This window comes from Nocardia sp. JMUB6875 (assembly GCF_041154655.1).
Classification (GTDB): Bacteria; Actinomycetota; Actinomycetes; order Mycobacteriales; family Mycobacteriaceae; genus Nocardia.
In genome coordinates this window covers 1-20,444 of record NZ_BAAFGR010000146.1, presented here as the reverse complement: position 1 = coordinate 20,444, position 20,444 = coordinate 1, and the positions used below count along the sequence as shown (strand labels likewise).

Genomic DNA, 20,444 nt, shown 5'->3' with positions numbered 1-20,444 from the left:
GGGCTGGCAGGGGCGCGGGCGCTGAGGGCGGAATGCGCTGCGGTGGTCGTGGTCGATGTGCTGTCGTTCACCACCTCTGTGTCGGTTGCGGTGGAGGCTGGGACGCGGGTGTTTCCGTATCCATGGCGAGATGGCAGCGCAGCGGAATTCGCGATCGCGCGGGATGCGCGGCTTGCCGTCGGGCGGCGTGCGGTGTCGGATGAGCAGCCGTGGTCGTTGTCTCCCGCGGCGTTGCGGCGGGCGCCCGCGCCGGAGCGATTGGTGCTGCCGTCGCCCAACGGGTCGGCGATTTCGGCCGCGGTGGAGGGGATTCCGGTGATCGCGGCGAGTTTGCGAAACGCGTCGGCGGTCGGGCGGTGGATTGTGAAGCAGGGATGGGGAACTGCCGAGCGGCCGGTGGGAGTGGTTGGGGGCGGGGAACATTGGCCGGGGCAGGATGTGCTGCGGCCCGCGATCGAGGATTTGATCGGTGCCGGAGCGGTCATCGATTCGGTGGCGGCCCACGGTGCCGGGCCGCTGTCACCGGAGGCGTCCATCGCGCGGAGTTCCTATGCCGGGATCGCGGATGTGCCCGCGCTGATTCGGGATTGCGCGTCCGGCCGGGAGCTGGCGTCGATCGGGTTCGGTGACGACGTGGAGATCGCGATCGAAGTCGATTCCAGCGCAGTGGTTCCGGTACTCGTGGACGGTGTCTTCGTGAACGCGCTGGACTGATCGGCGCGGATCGGGTCTGTACGGAGGAGATCGGCAGGCCGAATGCGGGCAGGACACCGGCTTCGAAGCGGGTCATGCCGGAGATTCGGTCGCCCGCGAGAGTGAGGACGAACAGGCCGGATCCGTGGATGCCGATGGAGGGGTATCGGTAGACCCCGAAGGCGGGTTGGCCATTGGCCCGGGTCGGTACCAGGTCGAATCGTTGGGCCGTGCCGAAGATGAAGGCGAAGAAGCGGGCCACGCTGTCGCGGCCGCGGTACTCCAGCGGCAGCGGTGGCATCGACATGAAGACGTCGTCGGTCAGCAGCGCCACCAGGGCGTCGATGTCGGCGTTGGCGTACGCGCTGACGAACCTCGCCACGATCGCGTCCTCGGCAGCCGAGTCGACCGCCGCCTGCGCCTCGGAGGTCACCGGCAGTCGGGCCTGCATTCCCGCTCGCGCGCGTTTGAGTGCGCTCTTGACCGATTCCACGGTCGTGTCCAGCATGCCTGCCACTTCGTCGGCGTGGAAGCCGAGGACATCGCGCAGGATGAGGACGGCTAGCTGACGGGGCGGCAGGATCTGCAGGGCGGTGACGAAGGCCAGGGAAATGGATTCGGTTTGCTCGTAGCGTGCCTCCGGACCGAGCGGCACACTGATCGCACCGTCCAGCAGAGCGTCGGGATAGGGCTCGAGCCAATGGATTTCGCCGGATCCCGTCGGTTCGGGGAACTCGATGCCCGCGACATCCCACTGCCGCATGGGACGTCGGCGCGCGGCACGCAACGCGTCGAGGCACCGGTTGGTGGCGATGCTGTACAGCCAGGTGCGCACCGACGCACGCCCGTCGAATCGGTCCAGACTCCGCCATGCGGCGAGCATTGTGTCCTGGAGCGCGTCCTCGGCATCCTGGAACGATCCGAGCATCCGGTAGAAGTGCACCTGTAATTCCCGGCGGTGCGGCTCGGTCAATGCCCGGAAGGCCTCGCCATCGCCCGCGCGCGCCCTCGACAGCAGGTCCGTTCGCGCCAACTCCACTCGCGCAACCTCATTCCTTTGCGAATCCATCCTGTATATACGTCGGCCGAGGCGCGAACGGGGCGGTCGCGCAGCGCCCCTTTTGCTGTTTCCGCGGCGCCTACGTCGGTACAAGCCGACAGCACCGAGCAAGGAGCACGGAAATGGGAAAGATCGTCATCAGCGCGAATGCCACCCTCGACGGAGTGGTGCAAGATCCGGACGGGGCGGAGGGGTTCGCGGCGGGCGGCTGGTTCCACCGGTTCGCGAGCGGCAAGGACCTCGAGGCATGGGTCGCCCGCGAGACCGCGGAAACGCTTGCCGCCGAGGCGCTTTTGCTCGGCAGGCGCAGCAGTGAGTGGTTCGAGGCCCGGATGCCGGAGTTCGATGTCCGCGTGAGCCCGGAATGGGCGGACCGAATGAACAGCATCGCCAAGTATGTGGTGTCCTCGACCCTCGAAGAGCCTCGCTGGAGCAACACCACGGTCCTCAACGGCGATGCGGCCAAGGAGGTTTCGGAGCTGAAGCGGAGGGTGGACGGGGAGATCCTGGTGTACGGCAGCTATCAGCTCGTGCGCACCCTGATGGAACAGAACCTGGCCGATGAACTGCGGCTGGTGATTTTCCCGGGCGTGGTGGGAACCGGCGAGCGTCTCTTCGACGGCACCGGCGACCAGCGGCCGTTGCACCTGACCGACACTCGAAAGCTGGGTGACGGCCTGGTGTTCCACACCTACGAATTCGTGCGGTAGTTCCGCTGTGCCCTATCCCAATTCGGCGAGGCGGCGCTCCAGGAAGTGCCGCTCCGCCGCATTCCCGGTGAGCAGCACGGCCTCCTCGTAGGCCACCCGCGCCTCGCCCGTGCGGCCGAGGTCGGCCAGGAAATGCCCGCGCGCCGCGGCCAGATATCCGTATCCGGCCAGCTGCGGTTCGGCGGCCAGCTCGTCGAGCGCGGCCAGCCCGGCCGCGGCGCCCCGGGCGAAACCGAGGGCCACCGCGCGATTGAGCGCCACCACCGGCGAGGGCCACAGCTGCACGAGCACGCCGTAGAGCCCGACGATCTCGTGCCAATCGGTGTCGGCATAGGTGGGTGCCTCGGCATGCACGGCCGCGATCGCCGCCTCCAGAGCGTAGCGACCGGGCTTGCGCCGCAACGACTCCCGCACCAGCGTGATGCCTTCAGTGATGGCGATCCGATCCCACAGCCGCCGGTCCTGTTCGGAGAGCCGCAGCTGGCCGCCCTCGGCGTCGGTGCGCGCCCCACGCCGGGCCTCGGTCAGCAGGATCAGCGCCAGGAGCCCGGCCACATCGGGATCCTCTGGTAGCAGGGTCCGCAACATCCGCGCGAGATCCATTGCGCGCGTGGTGAGTTCACCGCGACTCAGCTCGGCGTGATACGGCGCGGTGTGCCCGGTCGTGTACAGCAGATGCACCACGGTCAGAATCGCGCCGATCCGCTCGGGCAGCTCCTCGGGCGCGGGCACCCGATACGGGATGCGCGCAGCGGCGATCTTTTTCTTGGCGCGGGTGATGCGCGCCGCCATCGTCGACTCCGACACCAGAAAGGCACGGGCGACCTCGACGGTCGTCAATCCGCACACCAGCCGCAGGGTCAGCGCCACCTGCGCCTCGATCGACAGGGCCGGATGACAGCAGGTGCTGATCAGCCGGAGCCGGTCGTCGGGGATATCCTCTTCGGCGACAACGGTTTCGGTGACGTCATCGGAAATCAGCAGCGGCAGCGAACGATTCGCGGTCGCCCGGCGGCGCAGCAGGTCCAGCGCGCGATTGCGGGCCACGGTGGTCAGCCACGCGCCCGGCTTGGCCGGGATCGCGTCCTGCCAGCGCGTCAGGGCCTGGGCGTAGGCGTCCTGGACACATTCCTCGGCGGCATCCAGATCGCGGGTGACGCGCACCGTCGCGGCGAGCACGAAGGCCCACTCGCGCCGGTGCGCGTCGGCGACCGCCGCCGCCACGGCGGCACTGGTCATCGCTACCGCTGGTGGGTGTGGATCGGACGGACCTCGACACCGCCCTGGGCCATCGGGACCTGCTGGGCGCGGGCGATCGCTTCGTCCAGATCGGCGGCCTCGATCAGGTAGTAGCCGCCCAGCTGTTCCTTGGTCTCGGCGAAGGGGCCGTCGGTGACCACGAAGCCGCCCGCGCCATCCGGGCGGATACTGGTCGCCGTGTGCGAGTATTCGAGCGGGTTGCCGCCGCGCAGCGCCTGCTGGTTGCCCGCCATGAAGCCCTCGTGTGCGCGCGTGACCGACGGGTCGTTCAGGGTGTCGATTCCCAGCCGCTCGTCCTGGTAGATCAGGACCAGATATTCCGCCATGATGCCGTCCTCTCGATGACTGGCCCGCCTTTCGGACCATTCAACTCTTCGACGCGGACCCGGCGGCGAAATCGACAGGTTCGCGACGGTGAATTCGGGACGTTCTGAAACGGTCATGTGACGCCGGGTCCCGGGGCGCTGACCTCGCGCGTTTAGGATGGTCGGCATGCTGGAGGTCAGACAGCTGAAGATCTTCCGGGCAGTAGCGCGGACCGGTTCGTACTCGGCCGCCGCCCGGCATCTCGGCTATACGCAACCCGCGATCAGCCAACAGATCAAGGCCATGGAGCGGCAGCTCGGCACCGCGCTGATCACCCGATCCGGGCATCAACTCCAGCTCACCGAGGCCGGCGAGGCGCTGTGCCGGCACGCCGCGACCGTGCTCGGCAGCCTCGACGCCGCCGAGGCCGAGATTCGCGCGCTCACCGAATTGCGAGCGGGCAAGGTGCGATTGGCGGCGTTCCCCAGTGCGTGTTCGATGCTGGTGCCCAAAACCATCGCCCGCAGCCAGGCGGCCGAGCCCAATCTGAAAATCGCGCTGGTGGAGGCCGAGCCGCCGGAGTCGGTGGCCATGCTGCGGGCGGGGGAGTGCGAGATCGCGCTCATCTTCGACTATCCCGAAGGTCGGCTGCCGGACAGCGAAAGCTCTTGTGACGCAGGCAGTCCCGATCTCTCCGAGCTGAGTGCGCGGCCCTTGTTCGGTGATCGGCTGCGTGTCCTGTTGCCGCCCGGGCATCGGCTGGCCGGGACCGGGCGCATCTCTCCGGTGCAGCTGTCGGAGCTGGCCGGGGAGAAGTGGATCGCGGGCTGTCCGCAGTGCCGCGGCCATCTCATCGATGTGTGCGCGGAGGCCGGATTCCATCCCGACATCTCCTTCGCCACCGAGAATCTCGGCGCCGTCGTCGGTTTGGTGGCCGAGGGGCTGGGTGTCGCGCTGGCCACCGAACTCGCGCTCTCCGGCGTCCCGGCCATCGGCTCGGTCCGGTCGGAACCGGTGGAACCCACCATGGAACGCCGCATCCTCGCGGTCACCCTGCCCAAACTGGAGAAGGTGCCCGCGGTGCGCGCGGTCATCGATGAATTGCAAGCGACGGTGCCGTTCGTGGAGACGGCGCTCACAGCCTGAGCCGGATTGTCGGCCGAGACACCCGATTTCGGGCCGAACCATTATCGATAGTTTCACCCCCTATTACGGATGGTTGGGTTTTATTCGCCCAGGTCAGTGCACAAAAACGGTTTGCTCGACTAGCGTTGGAGACGCAAACAGGAACCGACAAAGAGGTTGGAGCCATGGCACTGGCAATCGATTCGAAAACAACGCAGGCGGTCGTCGAGGACGATGCTCCGCCGGGCGGGTGTTGGCGAGCCGCTGCCTCCGCCGCGGGTCCGGTCATGCTCGGATACCTGCCTGTCTCTTTCGCTTTCGGCGTGCTCGCCCCGACCTTCGGGGTTCCGGCCTGGGCCGCCATCGCCATGTCGGCGTTCGTTTTCGCGGGCTCCTCGCAATTCGCGGCACTCGGCCCGCTGCAGGCCGGCATTTCACCGATCTCCATTGTCTTCACCACCTTCCTGGTGAATTTGCGGCACGCGCTGTATTCGCTCACCGAGGCCCCGAACGTGAAGGGCTGGACCCGCCACGACAAGATGGGTTTCGCCTGGCAGCTCACCGATGAGGCGTTCGCGGTGCATTCCACCGAATTCGCCAAGCGGCACCGGTCGGCGCGGGAATGCCGGATCTTCAATTTCCTCATCCACTTCGCGTGGGCGGGCTCGACCGCACTGGGCTGCATGGCCGCCGAACTGATCCCGGACAGCCGGGCACTCGGGCTGGGCTTCGCCCAGACCGCCATGTTCCTGGCGCTGCTGGCCATGATGGTCAAGGGCAGCCGCGAACTCATGGTCGCGGTACTGGCGGGCCTGCTCGCCGTCGCGCTGACCGCCGTCGGGCTGCCGCTGTGGGCCGTCGTGGTGCCCACCGTCATCGGGGCCACCGCCGGGCTCATGTTCGAGCGCCACGCCGCGAACCACACCACCGAGGCCATCCCCGAGGAGGCCCTGTCATGAGCACCCCCGCCCTGATCGCCGTGCTGGTCGGCATGACCGCCGTCACCTACGGAATCCGTTCTCTGCCTTTACTTCTGGCCGATCGATTCACCATCTCCGAATCGGTGCTGCACTGGATGGCCTATGTGCCGCCCGCCGTGCTGGCCGCCCTGATCGCCCCCTCGGTGTTCGTCCCGGACGCCGAAACCCATGCCCTGAACCTGGATTGGGCCAACCCCCTGTTTCTCACCGCCCTGCCGACGCTGCTGGTCGCGTGGCGCACCAAGAACATGTACGCCACCGTCGGCACCGGTGTCGTCGTCCTCGCCTTGCTCCGCCTCGCGGGCCTCTGAAAGGAACTGTCGTGACCACCTTCATCCCCGGAACCTCGCTCGTCGAGGAGACCGACATCAACCGCTACGACCCCGAATACCGCACCTGGCTGCGCGAGGCCGTGCGCAAGGTGCAGGCCGACGGCAACCGCTCGGCCGACACCCACCTGCTGACCATCCCGCTGCCCACCGAATGGGGCATCGACCTCTACCTCAAGGACGAATCCACCCATCCCACCGGCAGTCTCAAGCACCGCCTGGCGCGCTCGCTGTTCCTGTACGCGCTGTGCAACGGCTGGCTGCGCCCGGGCCGCCCGGTCATCGAGGCGTCCAGCGGATCCACCGCGGTCTCGGAGGCCTACTTCGCCAAGCTGATCGGCGTCCCGTTCATCGCCGTCATGGCGCGCTCCACCGTGCAGACCAAGATCGACCTCATCGAATTCCAGGGCGGCACCTGCCATCTGGTCGACAACCCGAGCGAGGTCTACGAGGTCGCCGCGCGCCTGGCCGAGGAGACCGGCGGCCACTACATGGACCAGTTCACCTACGCCGAGCGCGCCACCGACTGGCGCGGCAACAACAATATCGCCGAGGCGATCTTCCGTCAGCTCGAACAGGAGCGCTACCCCGAGCCGAGCTGGATCGTCGCCACCGCGGGCACCGGCGGCACCTCGGCCACCCTGGCCCGCTACGTCCACTACACCCAGCGCGACACCGGCATCTGCGTCGCCGACCCGGAGAACTCCACCTTCCTCGAAGGCTGGCGCACCCTGGATCGGAATGTCACCTCCGACAAGGGATCCCGTATCGAGGGCATCGGCCGCCAGCGCGTCGAACCCAGCTTCATGCCGCACGCCATCGACCGCATGATGCGCGTCCCCGACGCCGCCAGCGTCGCCACCGTGCACCTGCTCGAACGCCTGCTCGGCCGCCGCTGCGGCGGCTCCACCGGCACCGGCGTCTGGTCCGCCTTCCAGGTCATCTCCGACATGCTGGCGAAGGGCGAAAAGGGCAGTGTCGTAACGCTTCTCTGCGATCCGGGCGAGCGTTACATGGACAAGTACTACAGCGACGCCTGGCTCGCCGAGCAGGGCATCAACCCCGCCCCGTACACCCGCCGTCTCGAGCACTTCCTGCTCACCGGCGACCTGTCCGCCTGACCCATCGAACCTACGGGTAGGACGCCGAACATCCTGCGCCCCAGCGGTTCCGGCGACGGGCTCCCGGCGAGCCCGACCCGCCACCCTGACCGGCGACAGCATCGTGACGACCACCCGTCGACCAGCCGATCGAGGCGCCGACGCGCACCCCGGGTCCCGACAACCCGGACCGTGCCGTCGGCACCTCGATCTCGCTGGTATCGGGGCCTTTTGGCGGAGCCGGATCAGTCCAGGCGGCCGTAGATGAGGCGCAGGATCGCCTCGGTGAGGTCGTCGAGGCCTTGGGAGACTTCGGATTCGGAGGCGGCGGAGAGCTGGGAGAGGCGGCCGTCGCGCATGAGGGAGATCAATTCCGCGAGGGTCGCGGCGTCGATGCCCGCGGGGGCGAGCCCGGCCGCGCGGTCGCGTTCGATCTTGGCCGCGAGGGCGCTGGTGAAACGGGTGTGGATGGCGGCGATGAACTCGGTCAGCGGCGGGTAGCTGTTGTCGTAGCCCTCGAGCGAGCAGACGAGGATGGCGGCGTTGCCGTGCCAGACCTCGGCGGTTCCGGCGAGCTGGGTGCGGAGGAGTTCGCGTTGGGGGCCGGTGGAGGGGAGCCAGACGTGGGTTTCGGCATAGCGGTCGCTCACGTCTTCCATGAGCCGAGCGAGGACCGCCTGCTTCGAGGGGAAGTAGAAGTAGAAGCTGGTGCGCGAGATGCCGGTGGCGTGGGTGATGTCGTCGACGGTCAGCTTGGCCATCGGCTTCTCGGTCAACAGTTGGCGGGTCGCTTCCAGGATCTGGGCCTCGCGCTGATCGCCCTTGGATTGGGCGCCGCGGCGTCGCAGACCCTCGGTCGTGCCTGCGGTCCGGTTCACTTCGCGTCCGCCTTTCTGCGCCATACAACTCACCCTATGCGACGATTCCCGCATTGGACGTGGCGTCAATCATAATCGACAGTGTGTCGATTCCGTCGTAGAGTCCTGCGAATGACCTCATCCCCTGGGGATCGGCGGACCTCCTCGCCGACCGCGATCGTGGTGACCATGGCCGGCACCGTTTTTCTGCTGGCAATGGCGCAGACCTTGCCCGTGCCCGCGTTGCCGCAGATCGGCCTGCAGCTGGGCGTCTCCGCGACCACGGTCGGCTGGGTGACGACCGCGACCATGCTCGCCGCGTCCGCGCTGACCCCGCTGCTCGGGCGACTCGGTGATGTCTACGGACACAAGCCGGTCATCCTGGCGACGCTGGTGGTGACCCTGGCGGGCAGCCTGCTCGCCGCCTCGGCGCACAGCATCGACTGGCTGATCGCCGGACGCGCGCTGCAGGGCGCGAGCTTCGGCCTGTTCCCGCTCGCGATCAGCGTGCTGCGCCATGAACTTCCGGCCGAACGCCTGACCGGAGCCCTCGCGGTGACCGCCTCCACCCTCGGTGTGGGTAGCGGTGTCGCACTGGTGGCGACCGGTCTGCTGACCCAGGGCGATGCGGACTACCGCCGCATCTTCTGGCTGTGCGTGGTGCTGACCGTGCTGGTGCTGGTGGCCGCGTTCCTGGTGCTGCCGCGGCGCGCCGGGCAGGGCGGGCGCGTCGACTACCTCGGCGCCGCGGTGCTCGGCATCGGCCTGGTGTGCCTGCTGCTGCCGATCTCCCAGGGCCACGAATGGGGTTGGGACAGTGCGAAGGTGATCGGGCTGTTCATCGCCTCGGTCGTCGTGCTGGCCGGATTCCTGGTGCTGCAGTCCAAGCTGCGCTCCCCGCTGGTGTCGACCGCGCTGCTGGCGCATCGCCCGGTCGCGATGACCAACCTGGCCAGCTTCTGCGTCGGCTTCGCGATGTTCAGCGTCTTCCTCGGGGCGACCTACTTCGTGGCGACGCCGCGGGCGTTGGCGGGCTTCGGTTTCGACGCGTCGGTGCTGCGCACCAGCGTGGCGTTCATGCTGCCGGGTGCGGTGGTCTCGGTGCTGATGGGCCCGATCGCCGGACGCCTGGTCGGCCGGATCGGCCCGCGCTACGTGCTGCTGATCGCCAGCGGCATCGGCCTGTGCGCGCTGACCTCGCTCGCGCTGCTGCACACCAGCACCGCGGAAGTCGTTGTCGCACTGGTGATCGGCAATGCCGCCATCGCCATCGCCTACGCCGCCATGCCCGCCCTGCTGGTCGCCAATGTCGCCCCGCACGAGACCGGCATCGCCAACTCGATCAACTCGATCATGCGCACCGTCGGCGGCGCCATCGGCAGCGCCCTGGTGGTCACCATCCTCACCAGCGACACCCTCGCCCACCAGCTCCCCAACGGTGCGATCGTGTCCCTCCCTGCCGAAAGCGCCTACCGCATCGCATTTCTCACCGGCGCGGCCTTCTTCGCGGTCGCCGCGCTACTGGCCGCCTTCGGCCTGAGGAGCTCCGGCCGCCACTTGACCCAGCACGAGGTCGAAGAGGACATCGCCTTGGCGAGCGCGGGCGAATTCGCCACCATCTCCACCAGTCTCTAACGGGGACGGCCGGATCCCCGTCCCGGGGATCCGGCCTCAGGGCGTCAACGGCTTCTGCGGTAGCGTGAACTTTCCGGAAGGCGAAGCGAGAGAGTTTCAGAATGCCGTTTGTCACGCGTGGGGGCGTGCGGATTTTTTACACCGATACCGGCGGCGGGGGACGGGCGGTCGTCCTGGGACACAGCCTGTTCATGGATCAGGAGATGTTCGCGCCACAGATCGCGGGATTGGCGCCCCGGTACCGGGTGATCACCATCGATTCGCGCGGCCACGGGCGCACCGAGGACGACGAGACCCCGTTCAGCTATTGGGATCTGGCCCGCGACGCCTGGGCCGTGGTGGACGAACTGGGTGTGGACCGGGTGGTCGCGGGCGGTACCGCGCACGGGTCCTTCACCGCCGCGCGCATGGCGCTGCTGGCGCGAAATCGCATGGACGGTCTGATCCTCGTCGGCTCCTCCGGCACCGCCATGAGCCCGCAGCGGCGAGTGGGCTACCGCGAGGTGACCGATGCCTGGATCGGGGTCGGCTCCGCGGCGCTGTCGCCGACCATCAAGCTGGTCTCCTCCCTCATGATCGGGGGCAGCGTCGAGGACCAGAAGCCTTGGCGTGACAAGTGGTTGAGCTCCGACCGGACCCGGATCAGGCTGTCGGCCGACTGCCTGATCAACCGGGATTCGGTATTGGAACTGCTCGGTGACATCCGGTGTCCGGCACTGGTCATCAGGGGAACGGCGGACCAGGCGAACAGTGCCGAGGAGGTCGCGGAGTTGGCGGCCGCGCTGGGCCATCCCACGAAGGTGCACGAGATCGCCGGCGCGGCCCTGACACCCAACCTCACCCATCCCGAGGAGTTCAATCGGCTGTTGCACACGTTCCTCGAGGGGTTGCCGTAGTCCTCATCCCGCCACGAGTCCGACGAACAGCTGATGTGCGGGACCCGGCGCGGTGCCGCGGTAGCGCTGCACGCGCACGTCGAAAACCTTGCCGGTGCCCGGATTTCGCAGGGTGAAGCCGGGATCGCGCCGCCCGATGCGCACATGCCCTTCGGTCCACAGTCGCCGGAAGTCCGCCTGCTCGCCCAGTTCGCGCAGCACCCGGTCGATACCCTCGCGATCGAGAGCCTCGGCGGCATAGGCGCGGAAGCGCCCGGCCATGAGCCGCGCTTCCCGCTCCCATTCCTCGACCACGATGCGGGCGCGAGGATCGGTGAACATCCAGTGCAGCACATGCCCGTTGCGGGCGAGGCCGGGCAGGGCCTCATCGAAGGCGGCATTGCTGGCCACGATGTTCCAGCCGTTGTCGAGCGCGGCCGCGAGATGGGGGAGCAGCGCATCGAGCAGGGTGCGCACCGTGCCCGCCGCCGGATCATCGCGGCGCAGTGCGCGCGGTTGGCAGGTCACCGGTCGCTGCTGGGCGAGGTGATAGAGGTGAATCCGTTCGGCCACATCCAGTTCCAGTACCGCGGCGAGCGAATCCAGAATGGCGGGGCCGGGATTGAGCGCCTCCCCCTGCTCGATCTTGGCGATATAGCCGAGGCTGGCGTGGGTGGCCTCGGCCAGTTGTTTGCGGGTGAGGCCGGCCGGATTCCCGGCGGTGGCCCGGCCGCGGCGTTCCCGGACGAACTCGGCCAGTGTGGGCGCGCGCAGCTCGTCGGTCGGTTCCGCGCCGAGTTCGTTGTCGGCCAACGACATACCCGCTCTCCGTCCGCACTCGCCGAGATCACTTCCTCTCGAGGATAGGTGGATTTCGCGGCCGGTTCCCGGCAACCCGGCATACCGGGCCACCACTGTCGGTAGCACCGCCGACCGCCGGGCCCACATCCAGTGGTACCGGTGTGGGGTCGTGCTCATGACTGGGGTATCCCACCGGTTGCCAAAGCGCGTGCGCGCATTCGATATTGGCAACCATGGCTAGCGATTCACCGCCACCTCCGAATACGGGACTTCGTTCACGGACGATCAGGATCGGCGAGCAAGAATTTCCGTACCACTTCGGCTCGGACTGCATTTCCGAAATCGCACACGCGATAGCCGAATTGACGCCGGATAAACTCATCGTCGTCACCGACGACCGGCTGCTGGAGCTGTACGGAAGCGAAATCGAGTGTCTGGCGGGCGCGATTCCCGCCGTCACTCTCTCCCATCCGGCGGGCGAATCGATGAAAACCCTGTCGTGTCTGGCGGAGCATCTGGAGACCGCGTTGCGGGCCGGTGTCACCCGGCGCTCGGTGGTGGTGTCCTTCGGCGGCGGCGTACCGGGCAATCTGGCGGGACTCCTGGCGAATCTGCTCTTCCGCGGCGTGCGGCTGGTACATGTGCCCACCACGACCATCGCCGCCATGGATTCGGTGCTCTCGCTCAAGCAGGCCATCAACAGCGGTGTCGGCAAGAACCATATCGGCACCTTCTACGCGCCTACGGCCGTGTACGCCGATGTGCGCTTGTTCGCGACCCTGCCCGAGCGTGAACTGCGGTCGGGGCTGTGTGAAATGGCGAAGAATTGCCTGGCGATCCAGCCGTCGGAGCTGGATCGACTGCGGGCGGTCATCGCCGGTGGCGAGTTCGCCTCGCCGAATACATTGATGTGGCTGCTGGACGCGAGCATCGCCGCGAAATCCTCGGTGACCCGTTACGACACCTTCGAACGCGGCACGGGATTGGTCCTCGAATACGGGCACACCATCGGCCATGCGATCGAAATCTGCGACCATCGGGCGCGCGGAGCGGCCGGAGTGGCCCACGGCACCGCGATAGCCCTGGGAATGCTGGCGGCCGCGCATATTTCGCACGCGCGGGGATGGCTCTCCGATGACGAGGTCGGCGTCCACTACGAGATCGTCACCGGGCTCGGCGTGGAGCCCCGGCTGCCCGGATCGGTGCGCATCGCCGACGTGCTGGACGTGGTGGCCAACGACAACAAGCAGGGGTACCTCGAATCACGCACCGGCACCGTGCCTTTCGTGCTGCTGCGCGGGCTGGGACGCCCGGAGACCAGCGGGGGCCTGCCGCTCACACCGGTCTCGACGGCGGAGATCCGGGCGGCGCTCGAGGTGATCGCCCGATCGTCCACGGCCGCACCCGCTGTCGGCGTGTGAGAAGGGTCGATGATGCTGGCGATACACGGCGGCGAAGCGGTACGCGGTGGCCGGCCGTGGCCGCAATGGCCGCAGTACGACGCGCACACCGAACAAGAACTGCTCGCGGCGCTGCGCTCTTCGCGGTGGTCGGTGAGCTGGTACAGCCCACGCGGCGGGAAGTCGCGGGAACGGCTCTTCGGCGCGGCCTTCGCGCGGTACAACGGCGCGGCCCACGGCGTGAGCGTCGATCATGGTTCGGGTGCGCTCGTGATCGCGCTGGAGGCGTTGGGGATCGGCCCGGGCGACGAGGTCATCGTCCCGGCCATGACCTGGGTGGCCCCGGCCTCGGCGGTATTGCGGGTGGGTGCGCTGCCGGTGCTCGTCGATGTCGACCCCGCGACCGGCTGCTTGACCGCGGACCACCTGCGGGCGGCCGCCTCGGAGCGCACCAAGGCCGTCATCGTCGTCCATCTGGCCTGTACCGCAGCGCGTATCGACGAGATCGCGGCCGCGGCGCACACGGCCGGTCTGGCGCTGATCGAGGATTGCTCGCAGTCGCACGGCACCCGCTGGCACGGCCGCTGCCTCGGCACCTTCGGCGATATCGGCGTCTTCAGCCTCGGGGCCGCGAAATCCCTCGCCGGTGGGGAGGCCGGCGCGGCCATCACCGACCGGCGCGACCTCTACGACCGCATGCTCATGCTGCGCGCCGATTCCCGCGCCTACACCGAAACCGAACCCGCCCCAGGCGAATACGAACTCGTCGAACAGGCGACGATCATGGGCGCGAACTACTGCATGTCCGAGCTGACCGCCGCCGTCCTGCTCGACCAGCTGCCGCGCCTGGACGACCAGCACGCCCACCGCGAGACCCGCGCCAAGGAACTCGAGGCCGGACTCGCCGGCATTCCCGGCCTGGCTCCGATCCCGGTCCCCGCGCCGGTCGATCGCCGCGCCATCTACGAATACGGAATCCGCTTCCGCCCCGGCACCTTCGGCACGGCCTCGGTCGAGCAGGTCGCCGACGCGCTCACCGCCGAGCTCGGCACGCGCGTGTACCCGCCGCGAGTTCCCTTGCCCCGCAGTCCCTTACTGCGGCCCGAAACCAAGCCGCGCTTTGCGCGCCGGTGGCACGACGCCGCCGACCGCGTGGCCGGGAGGCCCTGTCCTGGCGCGGAACACTACCGCGCCCACACCCTGCTGATGCACCACAGTGTGCTCCTCGGTGAACCCGGCGACGTCGACGATCTGCTCGCCGCCCTCGCCAAGGTGGCCGCACACGCCGAATCCCTGACAGCGAAAGGCACGGTGGCATGACCTCGGAACTCATGGCGGACTGGGAGGCCCGCACGATAGACGGAATTCGCACCCGCCGAGCGGTCGAGAACGACTGGGACGCCCTGCGCGACCGGTACGACCGCGCCTTCGGCGGAGTGAAAACCAAGGACTTCGAGGCCTGGAAGCGGCAGTTCCGGCTCGAGGACATCGCGGTGGTGGAGGATGTGAGCCAACCGCGCACACCGCGCATCGTCGGCACCGCCGCCATCCTCCGCGCGACGGTCACCGTGCCCGGCGGCGCGCAACTCGACGTCGCGGCCTGCGCCCAGGGGATGGTGGCGACCACCCATCAAAAGCGCGGCATCTACGCCAAGGTGCAGGCCGAGCTGATGGCCATCGCCGCCGAATCCGGTGCGCAGGTGTTCGCCGCCATGCCCGGTCCGGGCGGCAGCTACGCCTATATCGGCGTGACCACCTACACCCGGCATCTGAGTATCGACCGCCGCAGATCGAAACTGCTTGTCGCGGAATCGGACTCGTCCTCGGTGCGGGAGGTGCGCCTGCGCGAGGCGCTGGGGGAGCTGCGCGGGATCTACGCGCGCTGGCAGCGGTCGACACCGGGTGCGCTCAGCCGCAGCGAGCACTGGTGGCCCAGCAGCATCGGCGACGAGCCGTTCATCATCGTCCACCCGGACGGCTACGTGATCTTCGATCTGATCGGCGACGAGGTGGTCGTGCGCGACTTCTGCGCGCTGACCGTCGGCGCGCACCGGGAACTGCTGCGCTGTCTGCTCGGGCACGGCGAGTACGCGCGGATCCGCATGGACACCGCCGTCGACGATCCGACACCGCTGCTGCTGGAGGACCAGCGCACGGCCGCCATCACCGGTGTCGACGGGGGCGTGTGGTCGTGGATCATCGACCTGTCCAAGGCGATCGAGCTGCGCTCCTTCCCGGCCGACTTCCACGGCGTGATCGAGGTGGCGGACCCCTGGGGGATGAGTCCGGGCGTGTTCGCGCTCGACATCTCCGGCGGCGCCGGCCGCTGGACGCCCGCCCCCGAAGGCGCGCGCGCCGATTTACGCGTCGGCCCGCTCGAAATGACCACCGCCTACTTCGGTGCGCACACCTTCGCCGAGTTGCAGCGCGCGGGCCGGGTGGACGAGCTGACCCCAGGCGCGCTCACCGGATTGGATCTCGCCTTCGCCACCGCCCGCCGGCCGTTCAACACCACGCCGTTCTGAGGAATCACCATGACCTCCACCCGTGCCGGGCATCTGCCCGCCGCCGCCAAACGCTTCCTGATGTGGGACACCGAGCCCGCGGCCTTCGGCATCACCATGCCCTTTCCGGTGCCGAATTCGATGGACGCGGACACCGCGCGCGCCATGATCACCGCGCTCGTCGACAATCACGAAACCCTGCGTGGCCGATACACGTACGGCCCGGATGCCCGCTGGGAGATCTTTCCCAGCGCCGATTCCGACGAGAGCCGCCCGGAACTGCGCACCCTGGATATCTCCGCGGTCGACGACGCCGACCTGGGTGCGCTCATCGAACGAGAAACCGCGGCCGCCAACCAGCGCCTCGACCCCGCCTCGGGCCGGGTGGTGACGGCGACGCTGTGCACCCGTCCGGCCCACGGCAACCTGTTGCTGCTCACCGTGCACCATGTGGCCTGCGACGCGGTCGCCCTGTGGATCCTGTGGGGCGATATGACCACCTATGTGCGGCAATGGGAATCCGGCGAGCCGATCGCACTAGAACCCGAGCGGACGACCGCCTCGGAGTGGGCCGAATTCCTGGAGAAATACTCCGAGACTCGCACCGGTGAACTCGACTATTGGCTGGCGACAAGCGATTCCGAGCCGTCCGAGCCGGTCCGCGCGCACCCGCCGGAACCGGTGTACCTCGACGGCGTGATCGAAGACCCGCTCGCCGAACGGATCTTCGAGGAACTCCCGGCCGCGTTCGGCGCCACCTACACCCGGATTCTGCTGGTGGCATTCGGACTGGCGATCGAAGACGTACTCGGCGTTCCGCGCCCGATCCAGGTACAGAAACACGGCCGCTACGCACGGCTGCGGCCCGGCGCCGATCTCGGCCGTACCATCGGCTGGCTCTCCGACGACTATCCGTGGCTGCTGTCGCCGACCGTTGGCTCCACCGCGGCCCGCATCCGGCACGCCAATGCCGAATATCCCGCGACACCAGAGGATTTCACCCTGCTGCGCTGGTACAACGGCGCGACCTCGCGGCACTTCCACACCTTCCGCAACCCCAAGTTCTATTTCAATTTCGTCGGCGAGCTCGGCGGTTATGTGCCCGCCTCGCGCTCGCGCGACATGGCCCGGCTCACCACGTTCGATCTGAGCGTGCTGCTGGGCGGCTACCGCAGCGACGGCGTGCGGCGGGTCCACTACTCGGTGCACGCGCCGACCGGTGGACTCGGTGCGGAGCGCGCCGAACAAATTGTGGCGCAATGGCGCTCGATCCTCGGCACCGTGGATACGAGCGTGGAATCCGTGCACGGTGCCGACTCGGAGTGACAGGAGCATCCCATGCAGAATTCCACCCCCGCCGCAGCCTGCCCGGTGACCGGAGCCCGCGGTTCCGGAATCAGCCGGGTCACCACTCCGACCGGTGACGCCGCCTGGCTGGCCAGCGGTTACGCGCTGGTGCGCGAGCTGTTCAACGATCCGCGTCTGGGTCGTGCGCACCGGACCCCGGAGACCGCGCCCCGCCTGGGGCAGGCCGCCTTCTCCGGTGGGCCGATCGGCAACTACGACACCGAGCTGGCCGACCACGCCCGCATGCGGTCGCTGCTGAGTCCGCATTTCTCCGCGAAACGCATGCGCGAATTACGGCCTCGGGTCGAGCAACTCACCTCGGATCTGCTCGACGCCATGACCGAACAGGGCTCGCCGGCCGATCTCCAGGCGGCGCTGGCCCTGCCCCTGCCACTGCTGGTGATCTGCGAACTGCTCGGCGTGCCCTACGGCGAGCGGCAGCAGTTCCGGGACTGGGTCGACGCCGTCGGCCATGTGCGCGATCGCGAGAAGGTCGAGCGGGGTGTCGCCGAGTTGTACGCCTACTGCCTGCGATTGGTGCGGAACAAGCGCGCGAACCCCGGCGACGATGTGGTGTCGCGGCTGTGCGCGGTCGAGGGCGTGACCGATGACGAAATCGCCATGCATTCGATGGTGCTGCTGTTCGCGGGCCATGAAACCTCCGCGGTGCAGATCGGCGTCGGCGTGCTGATGCTGTTGCAGAACGAGGGGCAATGGCAACTGCTGCACGAGAATCCGGAGCTCATCGCCACCGCCGTGGAGGAACTGTTGCGCGCGTGCGAGGCCAGCAGCATTCCGCGCTACGCCCGTGAGGACCTCGACGTCGAGGGCGTCCGGATCTCGGAGGGGGATCTGGTACTGCTGGGCATCGCGTCGGCCAACCATGATCCGCGGGTGTTCAGCGACCCCGAGCGGGTCGACATCACCCGTCAGGAGTCCGCGCACTTCCTGTTCGGCTACGGGACCCGCTACTGCCTGGGCGCGCCGCTGGCGCGCATCGAATTGCAGGTAGCCATCGGGCAATTGGTGCGGCGGTTCCCGGAGCTCTCGCTGGCCGTCGACCGGGAGAGTCTGACCGAGCGCAGCGATATCTTCACCGGCGGCCTGCACACGCTGCCGGTGCGGTGGTGAGGGAAAAGCACATGTACGTGGTGACAGCACTTCGATTCAATATGACCGGCATTCATGACGCCTCGGCCGATCACGTGCAGCGCTACCGGGCGGCCGTGGAGATGGCCGAGTACGCCGACCAATGCGGGCTCACCTGCGTGAGCTGCGAGGAACACCACCTCTCGGCCACCGGCTGGCTGCCCTCGCCGCTGGTGCTGGCCGCCGCGCTGGCAGCGCGCACGCGCGCCATCACCATTGCCATCGGGGCGCTGATCGTGCCGTTGCACGACCCCATCCGGCTGGCCGAGGACATCGCCGTGCTCGACAATCTCGCACCGGGCCGCCTGTCGGTGATCGCCGGAATCGGGTACCGCCCAGAGGAATACGCCGCCGCCGCGCGGGATTGGGCGCGGCGCGGAAAGCTGATGGACGAGAACCTGGAGGTCATGCGCGCCGCGTGGGGCGAGCAGCCGTTCGAATACCGCGGCGAGACCATCACCGTGACACCGAAGCCGCATACCCGACCGCATCCGCTGCTGTTCATCGGCGGCGGATCGGCCGCGGCGGCCAAGCGGGCCGCGCGATTCGGGCTGCCGTTCTCGCCCGCGGTGCACAGTCCCTTCCTCGCCACCCTCTACCACGAGGAGTTGAAACGCCACGGCCGCAACGGGTTCGTGCACATGCCGCTGCCGAACACCAGCGTCGTCCTCTTGCATCGGGAACCCGACCGGGCGTGGACCACGCTGGGGCCGTTCATTCTCAACGAGATTCGCGAGTACAGCGCGTGGGGACGGCCCGAAGTGGCGCGACCGAACGAGGCGGCCGCGCTCTCGGTCGAACATCTGCGGACGCTGAACTATGTCGAGATTCTGACCCCGGAGGAGCTGCGTGACCAGATCGCCGGTGGCCGAACGCAAATCGTGATGAATCCACTCATCGGCGGGATACCGCTGGAGGACGGCTGGGCCAGCCTGCGCATGCTGTGCGACGAGGTGCTCGCGAAGGTCGGCGGGTAGATGACCATCGTCATGACCCCGCGCCGGATCGGGTTCATCTTCGTGGCCCTCAGCGCCGGACTGCTCATGGCCAGCCTCGACCAGATGATCACCGGCGCGGCCATGCCCACCATCGTCGGCGAGCTCGGCGGTGTGCCGCACATGGCGTGGACCACCACCGCGTATCTGCTCGCGACCACCATCGTCATGCCGATGTACGGCAAATTCGGTGACTTGTTCGGGCGGCGTGGACTGTTTCTGTTCGCCATCGCGATCTTCACCGTCGCCTCCTTCGGCGCGGCGGTGTCCACGCATTTCTGGGAGTTCATCGGATTCCGGGCGATGCAGGGGCTCGGCGGCGGCGGGCTGATGATTCTGGCCCAGGCGACCATGGCCGATGTGGTGCCCGCGAAGGACCTCGGCAGATACGGTGCGCCGATGGGCGCGATCCTCGGCCTCACCTCGGTCGGCGGTCCCATTCTCGGCGGCGTCCTCGCCGATCACCTGGGCTGGCGGTGGTGCTTCTGGATCAACGTGCCGATCGGGGTGGCGGCCTTCGTGCTCGCGGCCCGCTATCTGACGATTCCGGGCAAGCGGCCCGCGGTGCGGCCCGACTACCTCGGCGCGATGCTGATGACCGCGGGCACCGGCCTGCTCATCATGATCAGCGACTGGGGTGGAAAGCGCTATGCCTGGGGATCATCGATCATCCTCGGCATGATTCTCGCTGTGCTGGTGGTCGTTTCGGTGTTCATCCACGTCGAATCCCGGGCCGCCGAGCCCATGCTGCCGCTGCGCCTGTTCCGCGACCGCACCTTCGCCACGACCTCGCTGCTCGGTTTCATCGTGGGGCTGGTCATGTTCGCCTCGGTCGCCTTCGTGCCGACCTTCCTCCAAATGGCCACGGGCGTCTCGGCATCCGCGGCGGGACTGCTGTCGATCCCCATGACGATCGGCATGTTCCTCACGGTGTCCATCGCCATGGCCGCCGTCACCAGAACCGGCCACTACCGGCTCTACCCGCCCCTGGGCATCGCCTGCATCGCCGCCGGCATGCTCTGGATGACCCACCTGGACTCCCACAGTCCCGCCTGGCTGGTCTCCGCGATGCTCTTCGTGGTCGGGCTGGGGTTGGGCCTGGTAATGCAGCTGCTGGTCCTCCTGGTCCAAAACGCCGTCCCGCCAACCGATGTCGGCACCGCCACCAGCGCCAACAATTACTTCCGCGAAATGGGTGGCGCACTGGGGGTGGCCGTCTTCGGCTCGCTGTTCACCCATCGCCTCACCGGCGAGCTCACCACTGCCTTCCAGAGCCATCCTCGCGAGGTCGCCACCTCCGCGGCTACCCCTTCGGCCC

At 68.1% G+C, this 20,444-nt stretch carries 19 protein-coding genes and 1 pseudogene; 15 read left to right on the top strand and 5 right to left on the bottom strand.

Annotation, left to right across the window (positions count from 1 at the left end):
* Nucleotides 1-42: 42 nt before the first annotated feature.
* Nucleotides 43-714 (top strand): 2-phosphosulfolactate phosphatase, encoded by a 672-nt coding sequence (locus tag ACAM49_RS30175; RefSeq protein ID WP_369638952.1) that lies wholly within the window; start codon nt 43-45, stop codon nt 712-714.
* A gap of 37 nt (nt 715-751) precedes the next feature.
* Here the strand turns inward: ACAM49_RS30175 and ACAM49_RS30170 are convergent.
* Nucleotides 752-1,762 (bottom strand): annotated as a pseudogene (locus ACAM49_RS30170) (sigma-70 family RNA polymerase sigma factor); the annotation flags it as partial.
* A 113-nt stretch (nt 1,763-1,875) separates the two neighbouring features.
* On the opposite strand from ACAM49_RS30170, the gene ACAM49_RS30165 reads away from it, so the two are divergent.
* Complete coding sequence (locus tag ACAM49_RS30165; protein ID WP_369638950.1) at nt 1,876-2,463, top strand: dihydrofolate reductase family protein; 588 nt, start codon at nt 1,876-1,878, stop codon at nt 2,461-2,463.
* Between the two features lie 12 nt (nt 2,464-2,475).
* Here ACAM49_RS30165 and ACAM49_RS30160 read toward each other — a convergent pair whose 3' ends face one another.
* Complete coding sequence (locus tag ACAM49_RS30160; RefSeq protein WP_369638949.1) at nt 2,476-3,702, bottom strand: RNA polymerase sigma factor; 1,227 nt, start codon at nt 3,700-3,702, stop codon at nt 2,476-2,478.
* Nucleotides 3,703-3,704: 2 nt separating this feature from the next.
* Nucleotides 3,705-4,049: a YciI family protein gene (locus tag ACAM49_RS30155; RefSeq protein ID WP_369638948.1), complete on the bottom strand. Its 345-nt coding sequence runs from the start codon at nt 4,047-4,049 to the stop codon at nt 3,705-3,707.
* A 166-nt stretch (nt 4,050-4,215) separates the two neighbouring features.
* Between ACAM49_RS30155 and ACAM49_RS30150 the strand changes: the two genes are divergently transcribed.
* The 4 genes from ACAM49_RS30150 to ACAM49_RS30135 all read left to right on the top strand — a co-directional run bounded on the left by ACAM49_RS30150 (nt 4,216) and on the right by ACAM49_RS30135 (nt 7,584).
* Nucleotides 4,216-5,175 carry a LysR family transcriptional regulator gene (locus tag ACAM49_RS30150; RefSeq protein ID WP_369638947.1) on the top strand — a complete coding sequence of 320 codons (960 nt, stop codon included), beginning with the start codon at nt 4,216-4,218 and terminating at the stop codon, nt 5,173-5,175.
* 164 nt (nt 5,176-5,339) lie between these two features.
* Nucleotides 5,340-6,113: an AzlC family ABC transporter permease gene (locus tag ACAM49_RS30145; RefSeq protein WP_369638946.1), complete on the top strand. Its 774-nt coding sequence runs from the start codon at nt 5,340-5,342 to the stop codon at nt 6,111-6,113.
* A complete protein-coding gene (locus ACAM49_RS30140) occupies nt 6,110-6,445 on the top strand; it encodes an AzlD domain-containing protein (protein ID WP_369638945.1) in 336 nt (111 codons plus the stop codon). Before ACAM49_RS30145 ends, ACAM49_RS30140 begins: the two co-directional genes overlap by 4 nt.
* A 56-nt stretch (nt 6,446-6,501) precedes the next feature.
* Entirely contained in the window at nt 6,502-7,584 is a 1,083-nt protein-coding gene (locus ACAM49_RS30135; protein ID WP_369638951.1) for a PLP-dependent cysteine synthase family protein, read from the top strand.
* A 224-nt stretch (nt 7,585-7,808) separates the two neighbouring features.
* Here the strand turns inward: ACAM49_RS30135 and ACAM49_RS30130 are convergent, their stop codons facing one another.
* The gene (locus ACAM49_RS30130) at nt 7,809-8,441 is read right to left on the bottom strand and encodes a TetR/AcrR family transcriptional regulator (protein ID WP_369638944.1); all 633 of its coding nucleotides are present in this window, start codon (nt 8,439-8,441) and stop codon (nt 7,809-7,811) included.
* 111 nt (nt 8,442-8,552) lie between these two features.
* Between ACAM49_RS30130 and ACAM49_RS30125 the strand changes: the two genes are divergently transcribed.
* Nucleotides 8,553-10,055: an MFS transporter gene (locus ACAM49_RS30125; RefSeq protein WP_369638943.1), complete on the top strand. Its 1,503-nt coding sequence runs from the start codon at nt 8,553-8,555 to the stop codon at nt 10,053-10,055.
* Nucleotides 10,056-10,156: 101 nt separating this feature from the next.
* Nucleotides 10,157-10,951 carry an alpha/beta fold hydrolase gene (locus ACAM49_RS30120; RefSeq protein WP_369638942.1) on the top strand — a complete coding sequence of 265 codons (795 nt, stop codon included), beginning with the start codon at nt 10,157-10,159 and terminating at the stop codon, nt 10,949-10,951.
* A gap of 3 nt (nt 10,952-10,954) precedes the next feature.
* On the opposite strand, the gene ACAM49_RS30115 is transcribed toward ACAM49_RS30120, so the two are convergent.
* Nucleotides 10,955-11,749, bottom strand: coding sequence for a helix-turn-helix domain-containing protein (locus tag ACAM49_RS30115; protein WP_369638941.1), 795 nt, complete (start codon nt 11,747-11,749; stop codon nt 10,955-10,957).
* A 215-nt stretch (nt 11,750-11,964) separates the two neighbouring features.
* Here ACAM49_RS30115 and ACAM49_RS30110 point away from each other — a divergent pair, with 215 nt between their 5' ends.
* The 7 genes from ACAM49_RS30110 to ACAM49_RS30080 form a co-directional block, all read left to right on the top strand.
* On the top strand, nt 11,965-13,152 hold the full coding sequence (locus tag ACAM49_RS30110; RefSeq protein ID WP_369638940.1) for a 2-deoxy-scyllo-inosose synthase: 1,188 nt from the start codon (nt 11,965-11,967) through the stop codon (nt 13,150-13,152).
* A 9-nt stretch (nt 13,153-13,161) separates the two neighbouring features.
* On the top strand, nt 13,162-14,451 hold the full coding sequence (locus tag ACAM49_RS30105; RefSeq protein WP_369638939.1) for a DegT/DnrJ/EryC1/StrS family aminotransferase: 1,290 nt from the start codon (nt 13,162-13,164) through the stop codon (nt 14,449-14,451).
* The gene (locus ACAM49_RS30100) at nt 14,448-15,656 is read left to right on the top strand and encodes a GNAT family N-acetyltransferase (RefSeq protein ID WP_369638938.1); all 1,209 of its coding nucleotides are present in this window, start codon (nt 14,448-14,450) and stop codon (nt 15,654-15,656) included. Before ACAM49_RS30105 ends, ACAM49_RS30100 begins: the two co-directional genes overlap by 4 nt.
* A gap of 9 nt (nt 15,657-15,665) precedes the next feature.
* Nucleotides 15,666-16,961, top strand: a complete 1,296-nt coding sequence (locus ACAM49_RS30095) for a condensation domain-containing protein (protein WP_369638937.1) — start codon at nt 15,666-15,668, stop codon at nt 16,959-16,961.
* 12 nt (nt 16,962-16,973) lie between these two features.
* Nucleotides 16,974-18,113, top strand: coding sequence for a cytochrome P450 (locus ACAM49_RS30090; protein WP_369638936.1), 1,140 nt, complete (start codon nt 16,974-16,976; stop codon nt 18,111-18,113).
* Between the two features lie 11 nt (nt 18,114-18,124).
* Entirely contained in the window at nt 18,125-19,108 is a 984-nt protein-coding gene (locus ACAM49_RS30085) for an LLM class flavin-dependent oxidoreductase (RefSeq protein ID WP_369638935.1), read from the top strand.
* Nucleotides 19,109-20,444 (top strand): DHA2 family efflux MFS transporter permease subunit (locus ACAM49_RS30080; RefSeq protein ID WP_369638934.1); only part of this gene is annotated, 1,336 nt, incomplete at its 3' end.